At 72.8% G+C, this 22460-nt stretch carries 14 protein-coding genes and 1 pseudogene; 5 read left to right on the top strand and 10 right to left on the bottom strand.

Annotation, left to right across the window (positions count from 1 at the left end; translation table 11 throughout):
• Positions 1 to 8: 8 nt before the first annotated feature.
• Both GXW83_RS22785 and GXW83_RS22780 read right to left on the bottom strand, forming a co-directional pair.
• Positions 9 to 5534 carry an AAA family ATPase gene (locus GXW83_RS22785; protein WP_182444910.1) on the bottom strand — a complete coding sequence of 1842 codons (5526 nt, stop codon included), beginning with the start codon at positions 5532 to 5534 and terminating at the stop codon, positions 9 to 11.
• Between the two features lie 337 nt (positions 5535 to 5871).
• A complete protein-coding gene (locus GXW83_RS22780) occupies positions 5872 to 7503 on the bottom strand; it encodes a cellulase family glycosylhydrolase (RefSeq protein WP_225447188.1) in 1632 nt (543 codons plus the stop codon).
• A gap of 446 nt (positions 7504 to 7949) precedes the next feature.
• Between GXW83_RS22780 and GXW83_RS22775 the strand changes: the two genes are divergently transcribed.
• Complete coding sequence (locus GXW83_RS22775; RefSeq protein WP_182444908.1) at positions 7950 to 8234, top strand: hypothetical protein; 285 nt, start codon at positions 7950 to 7952, stop codon at positions 8232 to 8234.
• A gap of 81 nt (positions 8235 to 8315) precedes the next feature.
• On the opposite strand, the pseudogene GXW83_RS22770 reads toward GXW83_RS22775, so the two are convergent.
• Positions 8316 to 9040: pseudogene (locus GXW83_RS22770) on the bottom strand (SDR family oxidoreductase).
• A 133-nt stretch (positions 9041 to 9173) separates the two neighbouring features.
• On the opposite strand from GXW83_RS22770, the gene GXW83_RS22765 reads away from it, so the two are divergent.
• Positions 9174 to 10112, top strand: coding sequence for a LysR family transcriptional regulator (locus GXW83_RS22765; protein WP_182444907.1), 939 nt, complete (start codon positions 9174 to 9176; stop codon positions 10110 to 10112).
• 234 nt (positions 10113 to 10346) lie between these two features.
• Here GXW83_RS22765 and GXW83_RS22760 read toward each other — a convergent pair whose 3' ends face one another.
• Positions 10347 to 11513, bottom strand: coding sequence for an alpha-hydroxy-acid oxidizing protein (locus GXW83_RS22760; protein WP_182444906.1), 1167 nt, complete (start codon positions 11511 to 11513; stop codon positions 10347 to 10349).
• 122 nt (positions 11514 to 11635) lie between these two features.
• Between GXW83_RS22760 and GXW83_RS22755 the strand changes: the two genes are divergently transcribed.
• Both GXW83_RS22755 and GXW83_RS22750 read left to right on the top strand, forming a co-directional pair.
• The gene (locus tag GXW83_RS22755; RefSeq protein ID WP_182444905.1) at positions 11636 to 12706 is read left to right on the top strand and encodes an Lrp/AsnC family transcriptional regulator; all 1071 of its coding nucleotides are present in this window, start codon (positions 11636 to 11638) and stop codon (positions 12704 to 12706) included.
• A 73-nt stretch (positions 12707 to 12779) separates the two neighbouring features.
• Positions 12780 to 14069, top strand: coding sequence for an NAD(P)/FAD-dependent oxidoreductase (locus GXW83_RS22750; RefSeq protein ID WP_182444904.1), 1290 nt, complete (start codon positions 12780 to 12782; stop codon positions 14067 to 14069).
• A 113-nt stretch (positions 14070 to 14182) separates the two neighbouring features.
• On the opposite strand, the gene GXW83_RS22745 is transcribed toward GXW83_RS22750, so the two are convergent.
• The 6 genes from GXW83_RS22745 to GXW83_RS22720 all read right to left on the bottom strand — a co-directional run bounded on the left by GXW83_RS22745 (position 14183) and on the right by GXW83_RS22720 (position 19483).
• Complete coding sequence (locus GXW83_RS22745; protein WP_225447187.1) at positions 14183 to 15316, bottom strand: tryptophan dimethylallyltransferase family protein; 1134 nt, start codon at positions 15314 to 15316, stop codon at positions 14183 to 14185.
• A 271-nt stretch (positions 15317 to 15587) separates the two neighbouring features.
• On the bottom strand, positions 15588 to 16937 hold the full coding sequence (locus tag GXW83_RS22740) for a cytochrome P450 (RefSeq protein ID WP_182444902.1): 1350 nt from the start codon (positions 16935 to 16937) through the stop codon (positions 15588 to 15590).
• A 15-nt stretch (positions 16938 to 16952) separates the two neighbouring features.
• Positions 16953 to 17564: an ATP/GTP-binding protein gene (locus tag GXW83_RS22735; protein WP_370466752.1), complete on the bottom strand. Its 612-nt coding sequence runs from the start codon at positions 17562 to 17564 to the stop codon at positions 16953 to 16955.
• A complete protein-coding gene (locus GXW83_RS22730; protein ID WP_182444900.1) occupies positions 17539 to 17919 on the bottom strand; it encodes a DUF742 domain-containing protein in 381 nt (126 codons plus the stop codon). The genes GXW83_RS22735 and GXW83_RS22730 overlap by 26 nt, the downstream gene beginning before the upstream one ends.
• The gene (locus tag GXW83_RS22725; RefSeq protein ID WP_182444899.1) at positions 17916 to 18317 is read right to left on the bottom strand and encodes a roadblock/LC7 domain-containing protein; all 402 of its coding nucleotides are present in this window, start codon (positions 18315 to 18317) and stop codon (positions 17916 to 17918) included. The genes GXW83_RS22730 and GXW83_RS22725 overlap by 4 nt, the downstream gene beginning before the upstream one ends.
• A complete protein-coding gene (locus tag GXW83_RS22720; protein ID WP_182444898.1) occupies positions 18314 to 19483 on the bottom strand; it encodes a sensor histidine kinase KdpD in 1170 nt (389 codons plus the stop codon). The genes GXW83_RS22725 and GXW83_RS22720 overlap by 4 nt, the downstream gene beginning before the upstream one ends.
• A gap of 1029 nt (positions 19484 to 20512) precedes the next feature.
• On the opposite strand from GXW83_RS22720, the gene GXW83_RS22715 reads away from it, so the two are divergent.
• The gene (locus GXW83_RS22715; RefSeq protein ID WP_225447186.1) at positions 20513 to 22387 is read left to right on the top strand and encodes a carbohydrate-binding protein; all 1875 of its coding nucleotides are present in this window, start codon (positions 20513 to 20515) and stop codon (positions 22385 to 22387) included.
• Positions 22388 to 22460 lie beyond the last annotated feature (73 nt).

The following is a 22460-nucleotide window of genomic DNA, read 5'->3' as shown; positions in this document are numbered from 1 at the left end:
GCGGCAGCTCAGGACGGCGCCGGGTCGGCCCGGTCCCGCGCGGCGAGGCGGGCCCGCTGGGTGCGGGCGTCGGCGGCCATGCGCGCCGAACCGCACGTGTCGGCCAGCAGTTCGGCCCAGTCCAGCCAGCCGCCCACGCCGTCGGTCCGGTCCGCGTCCAGGGCCAGCGCCGCCGCCGTGAGCAGGGTGCGGCCCAGCTCGATGCGCTCACCGCTGTCGGAGAACGCGGCAATCGCGTCCCGGGCGCTGCGCAGGGCCCGATCGGTGTCCCCGCGCGCGGCGTGGACCCGCATCCGCGCGCGCAGCGCGAAGGCCCGCCGCCCGGGCGAGGGGTGCTGTCGGCAGTCGGCCTCGGCCAGCTGCGCCCAGCGCTCGACCGCGGCGGGGTCGCCGGTGGCGGCGGCCGTCGCCTGCGCCAGGGTGTCGCACCAGCGGGGGCGGCGCCAGGCGGTGAGCTTCGGCAGGCCGGCCCCGCCCGCCGCGTCCAGCAGCAGCGAGCAGGCGCGGGCCGGATCGCCGGCGTTCAGGACGAATTCGGCGTTGAAGCAGCAGACCGTGACGGCCCACGCGGTCGGGGTGCCACCGGCGACGGCCACGGCGTGTTCGGCCAGCGTGGTCGCGTCCCGCAGGTCGCCGGGCTCGCCGCGCCAGAACAGCGCCTCGGCGCGCACCATGGCGAGGATGGCCTCGGTCGCCGGATTGCTCACCCGTCCGGCGTGGTGGTCGATCTCGTCCAGGGTGGCCAGCGCGCCGCGCACGTGGCCTGACCGCAGCTGGGCATTGGCGAGGACCACCAGGATCTGGTGATGGATGTAGGTCTGCCCGGTCCGCCGGGACAGGGTCACGCCCCGGGTGAGGTGGCGTTCGGCGTCGAGCAGCCGGCCCAGCATGCCCTCGGTGGTGCCCACCTGCAGCGCCGCCTCCAGGTTGGTCACCAGCGTCGCGTCGGCGGCGGTGTCGAGGAGTTCGGCGGCGCTCCCGGTGATCGCCACCGCCCGGGCGTGGTCGCCGGTGAACAGGTGCGCGAGTGCCGCCTTGGCCAGGGCGTTGGCCTCGCTGACCCGGTCCCGGTTCCTGCGCGCCAGGGCGGCGGCCGTCTCGGCGTGGTGCCGGGACGTCCGGTAGTCCTGGACGTCGTAGGCGTAGTCCGCCAGCTCCACATGGAGCGCGGTGGCGGTGGCCGAGTCGCTGTCGGTCAGCGCGGCCAGCCCGGCCCGGGCCAGGGCCCCGGCCTCGGAGTACCGGCCGAGGTGCCGCTCGATGCGGCTGGAGTCGGCGAGCGCCGCCGCGTCGTCCGGCGGGCCGCCGGGCAGCTCCGAGCGCAGCGCCCCGAGCAGGGCCTGCCCCTCGGACGCGTCCCCGGTCAGCAGACGGCTCCGGGCGAGCAGCACCTGCGCCTCGTACCAGTGCTCCCCGCCCTCCCGGAGCAGCGACAGCGCCACCCGCAGGTGGCCGGCGGCGACCGCAGGGGAGGTGTAGAGCAGGCCGCGGGCCGCCGCGATCAGCGTGGTCGCGTGGTCCGGCCGGTGCGGATCGGCCGCGCGCGCGATGTGGTGGGCCCGCTCGGCGATGGGCGCCGTCCGCCGGGCCAGTTCAGCCTCGGCCCGCAGGTGCAGGGCGGTGCGGCGGCCGGGCTCGAGCCGGTTGTAGACGACCTTGCCGATCGCCCGGTGGCGCAGCGACAGCTGCGGCGCGGGGTGCGCGGGGCGGACCAGGTCGAGCCGGGTCAGCGTGTCCAGGGAGGCCATGGCGGTGGGCAGTTCCATGTCCGCGACGGCGGCCAGCAGGTTCGGGTGGAACGTCTCGCCGAGGACCGCCGCGACCTGGATCACCGACAGGGCCGGGGGATCGAGACCGGCCAGCTCGCCGAGGACGGCGGTGCCCGCGTCGCCCACACTCCCGTCGTCGGCGGCCATCACCTGCAGGTACTGCGGATTGCCCTTGGCCTCGCGGTGCACCTCGTCCAGATCCGGCCGGTCGCCGAGCCACGCGCGCGCCTGCTCGGTGGAGAGCGGGCCCACGGTCCACACCTCCAGCAGCCCGGCGGACGCCGCCCGGGAGAGCACCGCCGCGAGCGCGGGCGAGACCTGACGCTGCCGGTAGGCCAGCAGGCACAGCAGCGGACCGGCGGCGGCTGCCTCGATCAGCCGCTCGACGTCGGCGACCTGGTCCTGCGCCAGCTCGTGCACGTCGTCCACCGCCGTCACCACGGCGGCGTCCGCAGCGCCCGAGCTGCCGGGTCTGCTCTCTCGGTCGGCCGTCGGGGGCAGGACCGGCAGTCGGCCGCGCCCGGTGTGCACCGGTATCCCCTCGGACCGGGCCTGCGCCACGGCCGCCCACAGCAGCGAGCTCTTGCCGATGCCCGGTTCCCCCACCAGCGCGACCGCCCGCCCGGCCCCCGCCTTCAGCCGCGTCAACGCCCGGGTCAGCGCCTCGACTTCGGCCTCCCGCCCGACCAGCCTGCGGGCCTGCGCGGCCACCCCGGGCGCTGCCGGGGAGGGCGGCCCGACCACGGCGTCCGCGCCCGTCGGCGCGCCGTCGACGGACCGGCCGCCGTCCTGGCCCTCGTCGGCCCGGGGCGCGACGGCAGCGCCGAGCCGACCGGCCCGGGGGTGCGCGCCGTCCCGGGTGCGGCTGCGGGTGACGATGGACGCCAGTGCCGCGCGCGAACTCACCCCGGTCTTGCGGTAGATCCGGGCGATGTGGGACTCGATGGTGCGCGGGCTGAGATACAGCTTGGCGGCGATCGCCGGGCTGGTGAGGCCGTCCGCGACCAGACCGGCGATCTGCCGCTCACGGGCGGTCAGCGGGGCCAGCTCGTCCACCGGTTCGCTGGGCGCCCCGAAGACCGCCGGGCGTAGGCGCTCGGCCAGGTCGACCAGGAGCCGCGCCCCGCCCTCCGAGGCCAGGCGCGATCCCCAGTGCCACATCTCGGCCGCGCGGGCGCTGGCGCCCGCGGCCTGTGCGTGCGGGGCGGCGAGCAGCAGCGACTGCGCCTCGCGGAGCGTCGCCCCGGACCGGGCGCTCTGCGTGGCCGCCGCGCCCAACAGCCGCGCGGCCTCGGCCGAGTCGCCCTGGTGCGCGGCGATCTGGGCCAGGCTGCGCAGGCCCGCGCCGCGCTGGGCGGGCAGGCCCAGCTGCTCCGCCTCCTGGTACGCGCGCCCGGCCCAGTGCCCGGCGGCCTCGGTGTCGCCGACGGCCAGGGCGGCGCGGGTCAGCGCCTCCAGGGAGTTGGGGCGCACGGTGGGCTGGAGCCGGTGCAGACCGGGCCCGCCGCCCGCGCGCAGCAGGGTGTCCGAGGCCCGCTTCGGATCGTCCGCGTCGAGCGCGGCGTAGGCGAGCATGGACCAGGCCAGGTTGGCGAACCAGCTGTCGTCGCCGCCCGCCACGGCCGTGGCCTCCTCGGCGACGGCCAGCGGGCTCGGACGCCCCGGCGAGCGGGCCTGGAGCAGGATCTGGGACTGGAACGCCAGCGTGAAGGCGAGCAGGTCGCCGCTGCCCAGGGTGCGGACGATCGGCTCGGCCTCGTCCACCAGCCGCAGTGCGGAGCTGACCCGGCCGCCGCAGAGGTGGATGTACGCCTTGGCCGTCAGGAACTGGGGCACCAGGTACACCTGGCCGGTCCGCCGGGCCATCTCCAGCCCGTGGTCGAGATGGCCCTCGGCACGGCCGTAGTCCTCCAGGAACGCCTCGGTCCAGCCCAGCGTCCACAGCGATTCGCACAGCTCGGCCGGGTCGGCGTCGGTCAGCGCGTCGGCGCGGGCGGCGGCCTCGGTGGCGAAGGTGCGGGCGGTGGCCGTGTCGCCCTCGTACGCCTCGCCCATGGCGGTCAGCGTCAGCGCGCCGATCTCGCCCATCTCGTCCCCGGCGGAGCGCGCCGCCGCCAGCGCCCGGCGGATGTCGGCCCGGACCTCGGGGAAGCGGGCGGCGGAGATGACGCAGGAGCACAGCTCCAGCGTGATCCTGACCGCCTGGGACGGCGAAGGCCCGGGGCCGCGGGCCAGCTCCCGGCGGAGCAGCGCCTCGGCCTCCCGGTGGCGCCCGAGCTGGCGCTCCATCTGCGCGCGCATGGTGACCGCGGCGGTGCGGATGTCGTCGTACGGGTCCGGGGCGGGCATGTCCAGCACCTGCCGCAGCAGGTCCCGGCTCTCCTTCAGGCCGCCGCTCACCCCCAGGGCGCGGGCCCGGCGCAGCGTCAACTCCCGCCGCATGGAAAGGTGTTCAGAGCCGCCCGGGAGCATCCGCAGGACGACGTCCAGCCAGTGCGCGGCCGTGGCCGGAGCGGTCGCGGCGCTCTGCTCGGCCGCCGCGACCAGCACCGCCGCCGCCTGCGGATCCCAGTAGGTGACCGACTGCTCGACATGGTGCGCCTGCTCGACCACGGGCGCCCCGGCGGCGGCGAGCCCCGCCGCCGCCCGGCGGTGGTACTCCTCCCGCAGCCAGGGGTCGATGTTCTCGTGGATCAGCGCCCGGATCAGCGGATGGCGCGGCGCCAGCCGCCGCCCGCCGTGCCCCGGCCGCAGGAGGTCGCGCTGCATCAGTCCGCGCAGCGCGTCGTGGATCTCCTCGGAGCCGATGCCGGTGAGCCTGCCGATCAGCTCCGGGGCGGTGTGGTCGCCCAGGACGGAGGCGGCCTCGAGGATGGTGCGCCACACCGGGCTCAGCGGCGCCAACTCGTCCAGCAGCAGCGCGCCGAGGCCGATCGGCAGGCCGTCCGGTTCACCGGACACCACCCGGGCGGCAGCCGTGGACGTCGGCTCCGGCACCGGACGGGTCTCGCGCTGCGCCTGCAGCAGGGCGAGGAAGTACAGCGGATTGCCGTTGCTGGCCTCGAACAGCGCGGCGGCCCGCGCTCGGGGCAGCTCGCCGGCCAGGCCCTGAACGCAGTCGCGCTCGGTCAGCGCGCCCAGGGCGATCCGCAGCACGGCCCCGGTGTCCAGGCCGCGGGTGAGCGCGGCGGTGAGCGCCGGCGGGGTCTGCCGCTCGCGGCGGGAGACGACGAGCAGGAACGGGGACGGCACGGGGTGGCGGATGAGGTAGTCCACCAGCTCCAGCGAGGCCGCGTCCGCCCAGTGCAGGTCGTCCAGCACGACGATGAGCCGGTCCGGGCCGAGCCGCCCCAGCACCGCCGCCGTGGCCTGGTACAGCGCGAACCGGTCGGCGGAGCCCGGTGCGACCGGCGATTCGCCGACGCTGCGCAGCGCCGGGGACAGCTCCGCCAGCGCGGGGAAGCGCCGCATCGCCAGCGAGTCGAGGTCGGCGAAGGCATCGGCGAACGGACGGAACGGGGTGTGCCGCTCGTACTCCGTGGCCTGCCCGCCCAGCACGGTCAGCCCCCGGCTGCGGGCCTGGGCGGCGAACTGGGCGAGTAACTGGCTCTTGCCGATCCCCGCCTCGCCGGTGAGGTCGACGATCGCCGGGCCGCCTGCCCGGACCCGCTCCAGCGTCGAGTCCAGCAGGCCCATCTCGTCGGCCCGGCCGACGAACGGCACCTGTCCGACGTGCCCCTGCGGGCCGCCATGGGAACTGACCACGGGTGGCTCCCTTCACGCACATCGTCCGCTCGGCCCCGGCATCGAAAGGCGAGAGCCCGTCGCCCGGTTGGAGCACCCGCTTCCGGAATCCGCGCAGGTCACTTTTGTACACCATGGGAGTGACAGATGGTCTGTCTCCGGTGATCTTCTTCGTCGGCACGGAGACGGAGGTCCGGCGGCCGGGAACACGGGACGGCGGAACGTGCAGTATCGGTTCCGGATCGGGCGGCGGCGGACGGCGGTGCGTGACGCTGTGTCGTCGGGTGTGGGTGTGGGTGCGGGTGTGGACGTCGTACGGCCCGCCGACCGGTGGGTCATCGGTCGGCGGGCCACTGGTTCAACTGGTGCAGGGGGTGCCGTTCAGGGTGAAGCCGGTGGGGGCGGCGTCGCTGCTGTGCCAGGTGCCCTGGAAGCCGAAGGTGGTGTCGGCGCCGGGGGCGATGGTGCCGTTGTAGGAGACGCTGTCGGCGGTGACCCTGGCACCGGTCTGGGTGAGGGTCGTGTTGTACGACTGGGTGATCTGCTGGTCGCCGCCGAAGGTGAAGGCGAGGGTCCAACCGCTGGTCGCGGTGGTGCCGGTGTTCTTCACGTCCACGACGCCGGAGAAGCCGCCCGGCCACTCGCTCTGCAGGGTGTAGCCGACCTGGCAGGAGGCGCCCGGCGGTGCGGACGTCGGCGGCGGGGTGGGTGTGGGAGTCGGCGTGGGTGTCGGTGTCGGTGTCGGGGTCGGGGTGGGTGTCGGGGTCGGGGTGCCGCCGCCTCCCGATCCGGCTCCGGGCAGCGGGAACTCGATGGCGGCCAGCAGGGCCTGTTTGGCGGCCAGGGCCGGGGTGAGGTCGTACTGGCTGTCCAGCAGGCCGTAGGAGTCCTCGCCGTTGAGTGCCCAGTACGTCCAGCTCAGCTTGTTGGCACCGATGTAGGAGACCAGGCCGGAGAACCACTGGCCCTGCGAGCCCGGGGTGCTGTCGGAGACGTCGGCGGCGGTGTTGCCGGTGCCGAACTCGCCCACCCACACCGGGGCGATGTTCTCCCGGGCGATGTAGCCCCAGTGGCTGTCCCACACCGCGTCCAGGGAAGCCGTGGTGGTGCCGGAGTTGAACCAGCTCTGCTGGAACTCGTCGGGTCCGTAGTCGTGGGCGGAGTACACCACGTGGCCCGGTGAGTCGAGCGTCACCGGGTACTGGGCGACGCCGTCCAGGTTGCCGCCCCACCAGTCGGTGTCGTAGCCGCCGGAGGCAGTCGCGGAGGGGTAGTTGCTGATGCCCTCGACGAAGACCAGGGCGCCCGGGTCGTCCGCGACGACCTCGTTGCCCGCGGCCTCGGCGGCCAGCCGCCAGTCGGTCGCCGGATCGCCGGTGCCCCAGGTGGCGCCCTGGGCGTAGCTGTCGCCGGCGGGGGTGTGGGGTTCGTTGCGCAGGTCGAAGCCGATGACCGTGGGGTTGCCGGCGTAGCGCTGGGCGACGGTGTTCCAGTCGTTCAGCCAGTCCTGGTTGGTGTACTGGCTGGTGTACCAGAGGCCGTTCTGCTCGGCGCTGTTCCCGGCCTCGGAGCGGTGGTCGTCCAGGATGACCTTGAGGCCGTCCTGGCCGGCGTAGGCGACGATCTTGTCCAGGATCTGCAGCGAGTTGAGGCCCTTGAGATCGGTGTTGACCGGCCCGGAACTGCCGTAGAAGCCGACCGAACCGGGCACGACCGGGTCCTCCACCATCTGGTCGGAGAACGGGATGCGGATGGTGTTGTAGCCCAGCGCCTTGATGTCGTCGACGATGCTCCGGTAGTCGGTGTTCCACAGCCCGTGCGCCACCTCGTCGGTGGTCTCGAAGCCGTACCAGTTGATGCCGGCGATGCGCACCGGGTTGTTGTTCGCGTCCAGGATCTGGCTGCCGGAGGTGTGCCAGTACCCGGCGCCCGCGCCGGTGGCGGCTGCGGCGTGGGTGGCGGGCGCCACCCCGGTCAGCGTCGCCGCCATACCGGCGATGAGCGCGAAAGCGGTGGTGAGGACTGCGGCCCTGGGCCTGCGGAGTAAGGTTGGGAGCGCTCCCATTTTGGTCGACACCTGTCCCTTCGGTGGATGGACGATGAAGGCCGCACGCGGCTGCGATCCCGTTCACTCCCTGATGGCCGGAGCAGCCGTCGGCACCGTCAACATGAAGCCATCGAACTGACGGTCCGTCAAGGGAGGCTTCCGCCTTCATGACTTGAACATGCAGACAGCCTGCTTGCTCGCGGTGCGCGCGGTCCGAGGTCATGCCGGACCGCCCGAGGTGCGGGGGCCTCGGCCCTGTGCGAGCATGAGGGCATTGGGTCGGCAGGTATGTGCCGGATGGGTGCGGGGGTTCGTCGGGGTGTGTCCTGTCGGCGACGAATCGGCGCGCGGGCAAGCAGTAGCGTCGTCCGCGCTGATCGGGGATCATCATGCCCAGTGTCACGGTGCCCGGATCGGTCACGTCGGACAACGCCGAAGCGGTGCTCCAGCGGGAGCTGGGCAGCCGCTTCACCGTTGAGCCCCGCGACAGCTCGCCGGACAAGTTCAAGGTCAAGCTCTCGACGCTCAGTTTCGCCACGGTCCGGCGGGACCAGCACGAGACCGACACGACGTTCCACGTCCACGGCGGCGGCTTTCTGATCGGCCGGGTGTTCAACGAGTTCGGCATCGCCCGGGACGTCGCAACAGCCTTGAAGAAGGGCTTCGCCGCGTAGCGGTCGGACAGCATCCGCCCGCCCGGTCTCGCAGCCCCCGCGCGCGGGCACTGCGGGACCGGGCGGGCGGTGCGACCGGTCCTACCAGGGAACCTCTCCGTTGTCGTCGAAGAAGCGGCCGGTGGGTCCGTCGTCCGGCAGGGTGGCCAGGCGGACGGCGATCGCCGTGCCCTGCTCGGGGTGCGCACGCCGTGGAAGCCGTTCAGATCGGTGGCGCAGTAGCCGGGGCAGCCGGAGTTGATCAGGATGTCGGTGTCGTGCAGCTCCTTGGCGTACTGGACCGTGACGGCGTTCAGGAACGTCTTCGAGGGCGAGTACGCGGCGGAGATGGGGCCGGTCTCGGCGCCGGGTGTGGTCTGCAGGGTGAGGGAGCCGACGCTGCTGGACATGTTCACGATTCGCGGCGACGCCGAGCGGCGCAGCAGCGGCAGCATGGCGTTGGTGACCCGGATGACGCCGATGACGTTGACCTCCACGGCCGCGCGTACGGCCGCAGGGGTGACCTCGGTGGGCAGCTGCCCCATGCCGCCGGTCACCCCGGCGTTGTTGACGAGCACGTCGAGGCGCCCGGCCCGCTCCTCGATCAGCCGGGCGGCGGCGGCCACGCCGGCGTCGTCGGTGACGTCCAGCGGCACGCCGAACGCGTCCGCCCCGGCCGCGCGCAGCCGCTGCACGGCGGCCTCCCGGCGCTCCTCGTCCCGGGCGCCGACGCCGACGCTCCAGCCGAGGGCGCCCAGGCCGACCGCGATCTCGTATCCGATTCCCTTGTTTGCGCCGGTGACCAGCGCGATCTTCTGTTCGCTCATGTCTTCCATCCTGTCCCCGCCTTCGGCGCGACGGCCAACACCATCTGGGTGGGCAGCGATACCTCCCGGGTATCGCCCCAGGCCGCAGCGGTGCGATGGCTGCCTCCCCGGCGCGACTGGGTAAGCTCGACACATGGAGACGCGGGAACTGCGGTACTTCGTCGCCGTCGCCGAGGAGCTGCACTTCGGGCGGGCGGCGCAGCGGCTGGGGATCGCGCAGCCCCCGCTGTCGCGGGCGATCCAGCAGCTCGAGCGGCGACTCGGGGCGACCCTGCTGGAGCGCGGCGGCCGTGCGCTGGTCCTCACCGAGGCCGGGGCGGTGCTGCTGGAGGAGGGCCGGGCGGCTCTCGACGCGGTGGACGCCGCCGACCGCCGTACCCGTCGCGCCGCCCTTGCCGCCGACGGACAGGCCGGTGTGGTCCTCGTCGCCAAGGCCGGGGCCTCCAGCGAGCTGCTGGCGAAGCTGCTGGACGCCTACGCCGCCGAGCCCGGCGCGGTCGCCGTCGACGTGCTCCTGTGCGGGGCCGGCGAGCAGGGACGGCTGCTGCGCGACGGACGGGCGGATGTGGCCCTGCTGCACCGCCCGTTCGACTCCACGGTCGGGCTGGACACCGAGGAGCTGGGCACGGAGCGGCAGGTCGTGGTCCTGCCCGCCGGACACCCCCTCGCGGACCGGCCCCATCTGCGGCTGGCCGACGTCAGCGCGTTGCCCGGCCTGCCGATGCCGCGCTGGCCCGGCCCCGACGGCAGCTACCCGGACGGCCCCGGTCCGCAGGTCCGCGACCATGCCCAGCTGCACCAACTGGTCGAGCTCGGCCGGGCGTCGGCCGTCCTGCCGGAGTCGTGCCGCGTCCACCTCGGCGCCAGTCTGGCCACCGTGCCGCTGCTCGACGCGCCGACGGTGACGACGGTGATCGCCTGGCCGCCGCACAGCCGCTCCCGGGCCGTGGCCGGGCTCGTCCGCGCCGCGACCTCCGGCCTGGCCCGCTTCCCGGGCCTCCCGGAAGATCAGGCAGAGCCGCCGTCGGCCGAGGCCGTGCACGCGGCCGCCGCAGGCCCCTGGGGGCCGTGAGCGACAGCCGCGCCGCGGCGGCGGCGGATCAGCCGGACCGGGTCTCCCGCCTTGTCCCGAGGCGTTGCAGGCGCCGGACGCTGAAGGCGTGCTGCCGTCGGCGACCCTGACCGGTCTGCCGCGCGGCCCGGCCAGGACGGCAGGGCCTGCCCGCCTACGGCGGTGACACCCGCGAAGCCGACGCGACCTCCACCCCCGCGCAGCTCCGAGCGCCCCGGGCCCGCGTGCCCCGGGTCAGCGGGTGCGGTGCAGCGCCTGCGGGGTGAGCGCGGCGAGGTCGGGGTAGCCGTCGACCGCCATGGTCAGGTCCGCCTCGGCCAGGATCGAGCGCAGCACGTGCACGACGCCCTCGGTGCCGCCCAGGGCCAGGCCGTAGGCGTACGGGCGGCCGACGCCGACCGCGGTCGCGCCCAGGGCGAGCGCCTTGACCGCGTCGGTCCCGCTGCGGACGCCGGAGTCGAAGAGGACCGGCAGGTCACCGGCGGCGTCGACCACGGCGGGCAGCGCGTCCAGGGCCGACAGGCCGCCGTTGGCCTGGCGTCCGCCGTGGTTGGAGCAGTAGACGGCGTCCACGCCGCCGTCCTTGGCGCGGCGTACGTCCTCGGGGTGGCAGATGCCCTTCACGATCAGCGGCAGCGTGGTGAGCGACCGCAGCCAGGGCAGGTCGTCCCAGGTCAGCGGGTTGCCGAAGACCTGGCTCCAGTGCTGGACGGCCGCTACCGGGTCCTCCTCGGGCGAGCGCTCCAGCCGGGAGCGGAAGACCGGGTCGCTGGTGTAGTTGGCCAGGCAGTTGCCGCGCAGCTGCGGGAAGTTGCCGGTCTCCAAGTCCCGGGGACGCCATCCGGTGACCCAGGTGTCCAGCGTGACCACGATGCCCCGGAACCCGGCCGCCTCGGCGCGCTGCACCAGGCTCGCGGCCAGCTCCCGGTCGGTCGGGGTGTAGAGCTGGAAGAAGCCCGGGGTTCCGCCGAGTTCGGCCGCGACCGCCTCCAACGGGTCGACGGTCAGCGTCGAGGCGATCATCGGCACGCCGGTGCGCGCGGCGGCCCGCGCCGTGGCGAGGTCGCCGTGACCGTCCTGCGCGCACAGGCCGATGACCCCGACCGGAGCCATGAACAGCGGCGTGGGCAGCCGCATCCGGAACAGCTCGACGGAGAGGTCGCGCTGCGCGGCCCCGACGAACATCCGCGGGACCAGCCCCCAGTCCTCGAACGCGGCCACGTTGGCCCGCTGGGTGTGCTCGTTCCCGGCGCCGCCGGTCACGTACGACCAGACCGACGGCGGCAGCGCGGCCTGCGCGCCCGCCTCCCAGCCGCCGTACGTCATCGGGTACGACGAGACGATCCCCCGGAGGCCGGCTGCATAGATCTCGTCCTGGTAGGAACCGAACGCCTTGCTCATGAACTGCCCTTACTGCTCGAACCGTGGGGCCCCGGGGCACCGGAACTCCGTTGCCCTCAGCGTGCGATCCTGGTCGCCGGAGACGGCTCGAACGCAGGAATCCCGCAGGAAGGGGCGCATGGATGCAGGAAACAGCGGCGCTGCTGAGCGAGGAGGACCTGGCGCTGGTCCACGCCCTGCAACTGCGCCCACGGGCCTCCTGGACGGTGCTCGGGCGGGCGCTCGGGGTCGACCCGGTCACCGTCGCCCGGCGCTGGAACCGGCTGGCGCAGCGGGGCGAGGCGTGGATCCTGGGCTCGCCCGGGCCGCGGCTGTTCGACCACGTCTGCGTGGCGTTCGTGGAGGTCGAGTGCGCTGTCGGCAGCGCCGCCGGGGTGATCCGGGCGCTGAGCGGCCACGCCCACGCGCTCACCATCGAGCGCCCGGCGGGCAGCCACGACCTGCTGGTGACGGTGTCGACCCGGGACCTGCTCGCCATGTCCCGGTTCACCCTGGACCACCTGCCGGCCATCGAGGGCGTGACCGCCGTGCGCCCCCGGATCGTGACGCACATGTTCACCGAGGGCGGCAGTTGGCGTATCTCCGCGCTCGACACCGGCCAACGGGCGCACCTGAGCGAGCCGTTGGAGGAGCAGCGCACCCGTCAGGGCCCGATGGAGATCAGCCCCTCCGACCGGTCCGTCCTCCGGCTGCTGGCGGTCGACGGCAGGGCCTCCTACCAGGCGCTGGCCACCGCGCTGGACACCAGCGCCGCCACCGTGAAGCGCCGGATCGACCGGCTGGTCCGGCTCGGGCTGATCACCTTCCGGTGCGACTTCGCCCGGCCGCTGGGCGGTTGGCCGGTCGCGGTCGCCTTCTGGGCGCGGGTTCCGCCGGCGGACCTCCCGGAGGTCGGCCACGCGATCGTCCGCTATCCGGAGACCCGCAACTGCGCTGCCGTCACCGGCCCTTGCAACCTCATCGTGGAGGCCAGCCTGCACTCCCTGGCCGACGTCCTGCGCTTCGAAATGCGCCTGGCGACCCGTCACCCCACCCTGGCAGTGGTCGACCGCTCAGTGATGCTCCGTCAGGAAAAGCTGCTGGGCCACCTGCTGGACCCCCACGGCCGCTCCCTGGGCGTCGTCCCCGCCGACCTCTGGTCCGCCCCCGGCACCCCCGCCACCGAACACCGCCGGGCTGCTCGGCTGGTGTGAGGGGTGCACGGGTTGGGCAGTGAGGGGCCGTGAGAGATCACGAGGGCATGGCCTGGGACTTCGAGGAGGAACGTTGCGTGTGTGCGTGATAGGCGCCGGGCTGTCGGGGTTGGCAGCGGCGCACGCGCTCAGGGGGAGGGGGATCGACTTCGTCTGCCTGGAGAAGGCGCCGGAGGTCGGCGGGATCTGGCGGATGCCGGGCGCGGGGGAGCGGGGGCCGGCCTACAGCGCCCTGCATCTGAACAGCGCCAAGCAGCTGACCGGGTACGCCGACTTTCCGATGCCCGAGGAGCTGCCGCTCTACCCCCGGCACAGCGACGTCGCCGCCTATCTGCGCTCGTTCGCCGCCTGGGCCGGGCTGACGCCCCACATCGAGCTGGGCACCGAGGTGGTCGCCGTCCGCCAGGAGCCCGACGGGAGTTGGACGGTCACCAGCCGGGACGCCCGGGCGGCCGAGACGGTGCGCCGGTTCGACCGGGTGGTCGTGGCCTCCGGGCACCACTCGGTGCCGGCCCTGCCGGACCCGCTCCCTGCGGGCTCCGAGTCCTTCGCCGGAACCATGCTGCACTCGATGGACTTCATGGACGGCAGGGACTTCACCGGGCAGCGGGTGGTCGTGGTGGGGCTCGGGGCCTCCGCGGTGGACATCGCCGCCGACCTCTCCCGGCACGCCGCGCGGACGCTGCTCTCCGTCCGCCGGGGGCTGCACATCGTGCCCAAGCAGCTCTACGGCATGTCCGTGGACCTGATCGCGGAAGCCCCCTGGTTCACCGGCAAGACCTTCGCCGAGCAGCGCCGGTTCGTCGAGGAGGCGCTGCTGGTGGCGCGCGGCAAACTGTCGGACTACGGCCTGCCCGAGCCCGACCATCCGGTCTTCTCCTCGGCGGTGACCATCTCGGACGAGATCCTCAGCCGGATCCGGCACGGCGCGGTGGTCCCGAAGCCCGCCATCGACTCCCTCGAGGGCGACCGGGTGACCTTCGCCGACGGGACGTCGGAGCAGGCGGACGCCATCGTCTACTGCACCGGTTTCCGCATGGACTTCCCCTTCCTGCCCGCCGCGTGCCAGGCCGCCCCCCAGGGGCCGGTCACGCTGTACCGGCGCATCGTCGCCCCCGACCGGCCCGGCCTGTTCTTCCTCGGCCTGATCCGCCCGGTGGGCTCGATAACCCGCCTGGTGGAGGCGCAGGCACGCTGGATGGCGCGGGTCGTGGGCGGCGAGGTCGCGCTGCCGCCGGCGGACGTCATGCGCAAGGAGATCGACGGCTACCTGGGCGGCATCGCCGAACGCTACGGGCTGAGCGAGGGCTCCTCCATCCAGGTCGACGTCGGCCGGTACGTGCAGGAGCTGCAGGACGCGTAGCCGGGGCGGGGCGTAGCCGGAGCGGGGCGGCGGCGCCCGGCACAGCGACCCCTCCACAGCGGCCCCCGCAGGCCGGGACGGCTCGCAGGGGCTCCGCTGTCCTGCGGCCGGTGTCAGTGGACGGTTGCGGGCTGTCGGAGCAGCGCAGCCCGCGGCCGTCTCGCATAGGCTTCCGAGGAGATGTACACCGTCACCCGCGGGGGGCGTCCGCGCTGGTGGGCGAGGGCCAGGTAGGCGATCAGCCCGGCGCTGTCCTCCAGCCGCCGCGAGGTGACGGCCTCCAGGGAGGCGACCAGCTGGCCGGGGTCCGCGTCGTAGCGGCGCAGCAGGGCCGCCGCCCGGGCGAGCGCCTCGCCGTCGTGCCGGACGTAGTCGCGCACCGGGACGTAGAGGGTGAAGCCGCCGGGCAGGCCGGTGGCCGTCCGGGTGAAGGCGTGGCAGGTCTGGACCGGACGGCGGTCGAGCAGAGTGTCTCGGCCGGGCGTGATTCCGGCGGCGGTGCGGAAGAACGCCTCGATCTCGGCGGGCTGGGGGCCGTCCTCCATCCGGGACAGGCCGCCCGCCTCCAGGGCGGACAGGTCGTGGTGCGCGGTGTACACCTTCACTCGGGGGTCTTCCCAGTCGCCCAGGTCCAGCGCGAAGAACAGGAACCGGTCGTCGCGCTGCGGCTCCAGCAGCGCCTGCCGGTGGCCGAGCCGTTGCAGCGCCTCACTTACCGTCGCGGCGGCGCGCGCCGCCCCGGACGCCGCGGGGTTCAGGTACACCTTGACGTTGGGCACCCCGCCGGCCCGCAGCTCCAGCGCGCACCACAGGGCCAGCGGGCCCTCGGGCGACGTCGGGAAGAAGAGGTCCTCCAGCTCGTCCAGACGGTCGGTGGCGAAGTCCCAGCTGCGTGCCAGCTCGCGGACGGCCCGGAGCCCGGTCCGCCCGCTCTGCGCCAGCCCGCCGAGGCCGCCGCCGGGCTCCAGCAGCACCCGCAGCGTCGGGGCGGAGCCTGCCGCGAAGGAGAGCGAGAACTCCACCGGCGTGTGGTCGTCGGAGAGGAAGGAGCTGGTGGGCGGCGGCAGGTCCAGCGACCGCCGGGCGACGGCGGGGCCCAGCGCGTCGGTCAGCGTCTGCGCGTAGGCGGTGGCGTCGGCCTGGCTCAGGCCCACGGCCCGGCACAGCCGGTGCAGTTGACCGGCGGTGTGCCCGCCGAGGGTGGCCGGGTCGTACGCCTCGGGGGCTCTGCGTCCGTCGTCGCTCACCTGGCCCCCTGCCCGGGACCGGTGCGCACACGAAGACACCCGCCCGTGGGGGCGGGTGTCCAGTGCTTCGAACCGTTGCCGGGTGGAGCGGGTGGAGCGGGCGTGACGGCTGGTGCGGATGGGGCCGGGTACGGGCCGAATGCGGCGTCGACGGATATGTGGTCCATGACACCTCCTGTCCTGAATGAGCAGCGCGGGACAACCGCGTTGCTCACTACCCCTTATGGCGAACGTCCATGCCATGGGGCTCAGTTGTGAGATGTCGGGTGAATCACCTGGTCAGCCAGTTGAGGAACTGGCTCCAGCGTCCGGCGCGTTCGGGCTTGCCGCTCTCCGGGGCGTCCGGCCCGCCCGCTGCGGACGGCTCGGGACGGGTGGGCGCGGCAGGCCGTCGGACGGCCTCGCTGGGGGTGAAGCGGGCGGGCAGCGCGGCGAGACCCCGGTTGAAGGGGCCCGGCCGCCAGGTCAAACTGTCTGCGGGAACGGCGAGTTCGACATCGGGGAGCTGGTTGAGCAGGCTCTCGATGGCGGTTACCGTGATCTGCCGGGCCGGCTCCTTGGACGGGCAGGCGTGCGGGCCCGCGCTCCAGGCGAGGTGCGCTCGGCTCCCGCCCTGCCGGGTGGCCGCGAGCACCGGCCCGGTGTTGGCGGCGGCGAAGCTGACCAGCACCAGATCGCCCGCCTGCAGCTGCTGACCGGCGAACTCCATGTCGGACACCGGATAGTGCGGCGCCAGGTTCGACATGGGCGGGTTCTCCCACAGCGTGTCGTCGATGGCCTCGTCGATCAGCCCGCCCCGGTGCGCGTACGCGTCGTGGGTGAGCAGCCGGTGCAGGGTGTTGCCGATGAGGTTCCGCAGCGGTTCCGTCCCGGCCGCGAGCAGCAGCGCCAGCTGATGCACCATCTCCTCGTCATCAAGCCTGGCCTGATGCTGCATCAGCCAGGACGTGACGTCGTCGCCGGGCCGGTTCCGCTTGAGCGCCACCAGTTCGCCGACGGCGCCGAACAGCACCCCGGCGGCCTTCTCGGCGTTGATGCCGTCGAACATGCCGGAGATGCCGAACAGCACCCGGTCGCCGATGTCGGCGGGGCAACCGAAGAGTTCGTTGAACACGAACAGCGGCAGCTGCTTGGCGTAGTCGCCGAGCAGGTCGGCCGAACCGCGCGAGCCGAACTGGGCGATGAGGTAGCTGGAGACCTGCTCGGTGCTCTGGGTCAGCCGGCGCACGTCCACGCGGGCCATGCTGTCCGTGACCGCCTGCCGCAGCCGCAGGTGCTCGGCGCCGTCGCTGAACATGCAGTTGGGCCGGTACGCCAGCAGCGGGACGACCGGGCTGTCCGGCGCGATCGCCCCCTCGTTGAAGGCCCGCCACCGGCGCGAGTCCTTGCGGAAGGAGGCGGAGTCCTGCAGCAGGCGCAGCGCGGCCGAGTAGTCGGTGACGAGGGTGGCATCCACACCGGGGGAGAGCTCGACCGGCGCGGACGGGCCGAACTCGCGCAGGTAGGTGTAGTACGCCTGCGGGTCGGCCGCGAACTCCGGCCCGTAGAGCGGCACCCGGCCGCCGGCGCCGTGCGCCGGGCACCCGGGCGGGGGCACCGGTGCGGTAGATCTAGCGTCCATGTGTGCGTGTGGCTCCTAGCCGGCACGGGCCAGCAAATAGCTGACGAGAGTGGTCAGAGCGGCGGCCGACGACTTCTCGTCGCGCGCGTCGCAGGTGACGACGGGGGTGTCGTCGAGGAGGTCGAGCGCCTTCCGGAGGGCTTCCTCGGCGCGCTGCGGGTTGCCGTCGAAGTGGTTGACGGCGATCGCGTAGTCGAGGCCGTACTGCTCGATGAGGTCGATCACCGGGAAGGAGTCGGCGAGCCGTTCGGGGTCGACGAGGACCAGCGCGCCGAGAGCGCCGCGGGCCATGTCGTCCCACATCTGCACGAAGCGCATCTGGCCGGGCGTGCCGAAGAGGTACAGCACCACCCGGTCGCTGATGGTCAGGCGTCCGAAGTCCATGGCCACCGTGGTGGTGGTCTTGCCCCGGACGCCCTTGAGATCGTCCACCGCCTCGGCGGCGCGCGTCATCGTCTCCTCGGTGAAAAGCGGTTCGATCTCGGAGATCGAGCCGATGAACGTGGTCTTGCCCACGGCGAAGTGCCCGACGACGAGGATCTTCACGGCCCTCTGCGTCGCTCCGCCCTGGACGTAGTCCCGCTCGTCCAGGCTCGGTCTTTCACCCAAACTTGGCCCGGAGACCATTGAGCACCTCCTCCAGGAGCTCCTTGTCGACAAGGCGGGCCCGCGCCACCGGCGGGCGGGTGATCACGTGGCCGGCCTCGCCGAGCGAGGCCAGCACGATCCGCACCACGCCCAGTGGCAGCCGGGTGTGCCCCGCGATCTCGGCGACCGACAGGTAGCCGGCGGAGCAGATGTCCAGCAGCCGCTCCTCCTCGGGCGTGAGCCGCCGGGTGCGCTGCCCCTGCCCGGCCGCCGCCGCGGTGACCAGGGTGATCAGCGAGAGCTGCTCCTCGTCGGGCAGCTCGCGCCCCTTGGTGATCACGTACGGTCGCACTAATTCGGCGGCCTCCAGCTCCCAGTCCTCGGGGCCGCTCATGAGCGCGTCACCAGGTTCTCGCGCGGCGGCGCCGCCAGGACCTTGCCCAACTGGCCGACGAGCTGCTGCATCCGGAAGGTGATGTCCTGCATGTCGACGTCCGGGGAGGCGGAGACGCCGAGGTAGGCGCCCTCACCGGCGGAGATCAGGAACACCCAGCCGCCGTCGAACTCCACCAGCGTCTGCCGCCACCGCTGGGTGGCGTCGTCGCAGAAGAACCCGAGCGAGCGGCTGAGCGACTGCACGCCGCTCATCGCGGCGGCGACCCGGTCCGCGTTGTCCTTGTCGAAGTCCTTCGTCCGGGCCATCAACAGACCGTCGGCCGAGATCAGGACCGCGTGCAGGGCCCCGGGAATCTCCAGGGCGCTGTCGAGCATCCATGACAGATCGTCGTTCACGAGAACTCATGCCCTTCACTGCTTGCAGCCCGTGTGCTGCTGGTCTGGTCCGCGTCGTCCGGACGCGTTGCCCGGCCGGACCGTGTGCCCCGCTGGAAGGCACCCATGATCGCCGCCGTCTCCGCACCCGAGCGGGCCGAGGCCAGCGGGGCGGGTTCCGAGCCCGGCACGATCGCCATCGGCCGCTTGCGCCGCCTCGAGGGCAGTCCGTCGTCGGTCGTGATGTGGGCCCGCTCGGGCTCGTAACCGGCCTCTGCCGGAACGGAGTTGGAGGACATGGCAGGGGCGGGCGCCTTCTTCTCGGGCATGCTGGTGAGCAGTTGGTGCGGCAGCAGGACCACCGCGCGCACCCCGCCGTACGGGGAGGCGGAGTCCACCGACACCTCGAAACCGAAGCGCTCGCAGAGCACGCCGATCACCGCCAGACCGAACTGCGGCGGGTTGCCGAGCCCGGCCACCCCCGAGACCCGGTCGCTGGTCAACAGTCTTTCGGCGCGGGCCCGTTCCTCGTCGTTCATGCCCACGCCGGCGTCGTCCACCACGATGACGACGCCCTTGGGCACCGTCCGGATGTTGATCTCGACGACGGTGTCCGGGCTGGAGTAGCTGGTGGCGTTGTCGAGCAGCTCGGCCAAGGCCAGTGCCACCGGCTCGACGGCGCGGCTGGAGATGCCGAAGTCCACCTGGGAGAGGATCTCCACCCGCCGGAAGTGCCGCACGCGGCCCTGGGCGCTGCGGACCACGTCGTACACCGAGGCGATGTCGCGGTGCCGGCCCAGCCAGCCGTCGCAGAGCACGGCAATGGACTGGGCGCGCCGCCCGAACTGGGAGTTGGCGTGGTCGATCTCCAGCAGATCCTGCAGGATGACGGACTCGCCGTACTTGCTCTGCAGTCGGGAGATGATCAACTGCTGCTCGGCGGCGAGACCCTGAAGCGTCCGCATGGCGGACTTGAGCACGGTCTTCGTCGCGTCCTCGGCCTGCTCCTGGGCCGCGGCGACGGACTGCGTGTAGTGATGCTCCAGATCGGAGTAGTGCGCTTTGAGCCCGTCGGTCTCCTGCCGGAACGCCACGGCCGCCCTGCGCTGGCGGACGATGAGGGCGATCGCAATGATCAGGAGCACGACAAGAGCCCAGAGCACTGGGTTCTCTGTGTAATCCGTCATAAGACTCTCTTCAGGCGACTGCTGATTCCCGCCATTGCAGGGTGGACCCGCGCGCTCCGCAAGGGAGTTGATCATATCATTGGCAAACACATGCATCCGTAGCCCCCCTGGTGCGGCCCGAGAGAGCGTCTTGTTCCGTGAAAACAGGCCATTTGGACGTGAACGGTTCATGAACGCCTTTGTTGCAACCATGGTGAGTGATCGTCAGAATCGCTGGACGGTGACCTCTGCCGCATCGAGTGCATCGGCATCGCGTCGGCGGAGAGCGCTCTCCTCAAGCCGGGCTGGTGGCTGACCGGACAGGCGAGGTCGGTGGCGGGGTGATGCGGGAGGTCGGCGCTGGTCGCGGAGGAGTGCGGGGGCGAAGGGGTCGGGCAGGGCTGCTGGGAGGATTGACATGTCCAGCGAGCCAGTGTAAACCGTCAAAGAGAGCGCTCTCTGATAGTCGTCCGCAGGGGAGCGGCGTCGGGTGACGGTGGTCGGCTCGGGTCAGTCCGGGACGTGCCTGATCGACCCCGCCGGTGCCGCGCCCGCTGCGGACGTGTCCCCCGCTGCCCGGCCGCACGTTGTCTGCCATGCGTTGTCTGCCACGCGTTGTCTGCCCACCGGCACGACCGGTCCGCACGGACCGCAGCCGCCACCTCCGTCCCGGCTGCTCGTGCCGTTTCGCACCTTTCGGTCAACGAGGAGTCGATGATGGGCCCGTCAGGAGGCGCTCCGCCGCGGCGCTCCACCCGCCGCAGCCTGCATCCGGCCGTGCCTGTCCTCGCCTCCCATGAACTCCCTTGCGATAAAGCCGAGTTGGCGTGCCGCTGGTCCGGCGGCCGCGCAGCCCGGCTGTCCCGGCGACATCCAGCACCTCGCCCCGCCCCACGGACGACAGGAGGCTGACCCGGGCCGGGTGAACCAGAGAAGGCCAGGAACTCAGAGAGGACAGCAATGAGGCACTTCCTCCATCTGCGGCTGCCCGCCGTCGCGCGCAGAGCGCGCGGGCCCCGCTCCCGTCCCAGGCTCCGGGCGACACTCGCCGTGGCTGCCCTGTCCGCGGTGTCGCTGATGGGTGCGCACACGGCGGCCTACGCCGCGGGTGACGCCCCCTACGGCGGTACGGCGGCGGCCGTTCCGGGCACGGTGCAGGCCGAGAACTACGACACCGGCGGCCAGGGCGTGGCGTACAACGTCACGGCGGTCAACGGCTCGGGCAACAGCTACCGCTCCGACGGCGTCGACCTGGAAGGCACCACGGACACGGGCGGCGGTGACGACCTGGGCTGGACCGGCGCCGGGCAGTGGTTCAAGTACACCGTCAACGCGGCCGCCGCCGGTACCTACGCGGTCAGCCTGCGCCTCGCGGCGCCGACCGCGGTGGCCGACGGGCTGCACATCGCCAACGCGGCCGGGACCAACCTGAGCGGGGACGTGGCCGTTCCGGCGACCGGCGGGTACCAGGCGTGGACCACGGTCACCGCCAGCGTCGTCCTGACCGCCGGTGTGCAGACGCTGACGGTGGATCAGGACAACCCCGGGTGGAACATCAACTACCTGACCTTCTCCGGCGCCAACGCCCCCTACGGCGGTACGGCGGCGGCCGTTCCGGGCACGGTGCAGGCCGAGAACTACGACACCGGCGGCCAGGGCGTGGCGTACAGCGTCGCGGCGGTCAACGGCGCGACCAACAACTACCGCCCGGACGGCGTCGACCTGGAGGCCACCACCGACAGCGGCGGCGGCTACGACCTGGGCTGGACCACGGCCGGACAGTGGTTCAAGTACACCGTCAACGTCGCCACGGCCGGCAACTACACCGTCAGCCTGCGGCTCGCCGCGCCGAACGCGGTGACCGACGCGCTGCACATCGCCAACGCCTCCGGAACCAACCTCAGCGGCAACGTCAACGTGCCGGCCACCGGCGGCTACCAGAACTGGACCAGTGTCACGGCCACGGTCGCTCTCCCGGCGGGCCAGCAGACGCTGACGGTGGACCAGGACAACCCCGGGTGGAACATCAACTACGCGACCTTCGCCCAGTCCGGTGGCGGCGGTGGCGGGGGCACCGGCTACGGCGGCTTCCCGGCGTCCTTCTGGGGCAACACCAGCAGCATCCCCGGCGCGTCGGGCGCCATCGAGTTCGACTTCCTGAACGCGACCAACGGCCAGTACCCCGACAGTGAGGTCTACTGGGACGTCAACGGCGTCGAGGAGTCGATCGCGCAGTCGCCGTACTACACGATGACCTCGTGCAACTCCTGCCGGGTCTACTTCTACCTCGGAACGCCCAACAGCAAGTACAACGACTTCATCGAACTCAACTCGAACGGCACCACGATCAACGCCGACACCTCGCGCGTGGACGCCTTCGGCCTGCCGCTCGCCGTCCACCTGCACAACTCCGACGGTAGCGACGTGGTCGTGGGCGAGGACGACCAGGTGTTCTCCGAGAGCCGGACGGCCCTCTTCCAGCAGTTCGAGAACTCCGTGCCCGCGGCGTTCCAGCAACTCGCCACCGTCAACGCGCCCTACTCCATACCCGCCCCCAGTGACGTCGCGGCGTTCCAGCCGGGCGGTGCGGACGCCAACTACATGGTCGCCTATGCTGCTTCGGAAGGCGCGACCGAGACCACGCAGCAGGTCTTCGGCTGCTCCGGCGGAGGCAGCCCGAACCTCAGCGGCGACCCGAGCCTGTGCGCGGGCCTCAACCGCTGCGTCGCGCAGTTCTCCACGGCGGTGCAGAACACGCCATCGGACTACTACCAGAACGCACCGTGCAACTACTACTCCGCGTTCTGGCACTCGGTCGCCGTCAACGGCCTGCAGTACGGCTTCGCCTACGACGACGACAACGGCCAGTCCTCCGACTTCAACTCGGCGGACGCCCAGTACGTGCAGGTAGCCATCGGTTGGTGACCCGCTGCACCCAGCACCGGGCGGTGCCGGTCGCACGCCGACCGGTACCGCCCGGCGCCGCTGCCCGACACCG

Origin of the sequence: Streptacidiphilus sp. PB12-B1b, from assembly GCF_014084125.1 — a bacterium.
GTDB lineage: Bacteria > Actinomycetota > Actinomycetes > Streptomycetales > Streptomycetaceae > Streptacidiphilus.
This window is presented reverse-complemented; position numbering and strand designations above follow the sequence as displayed.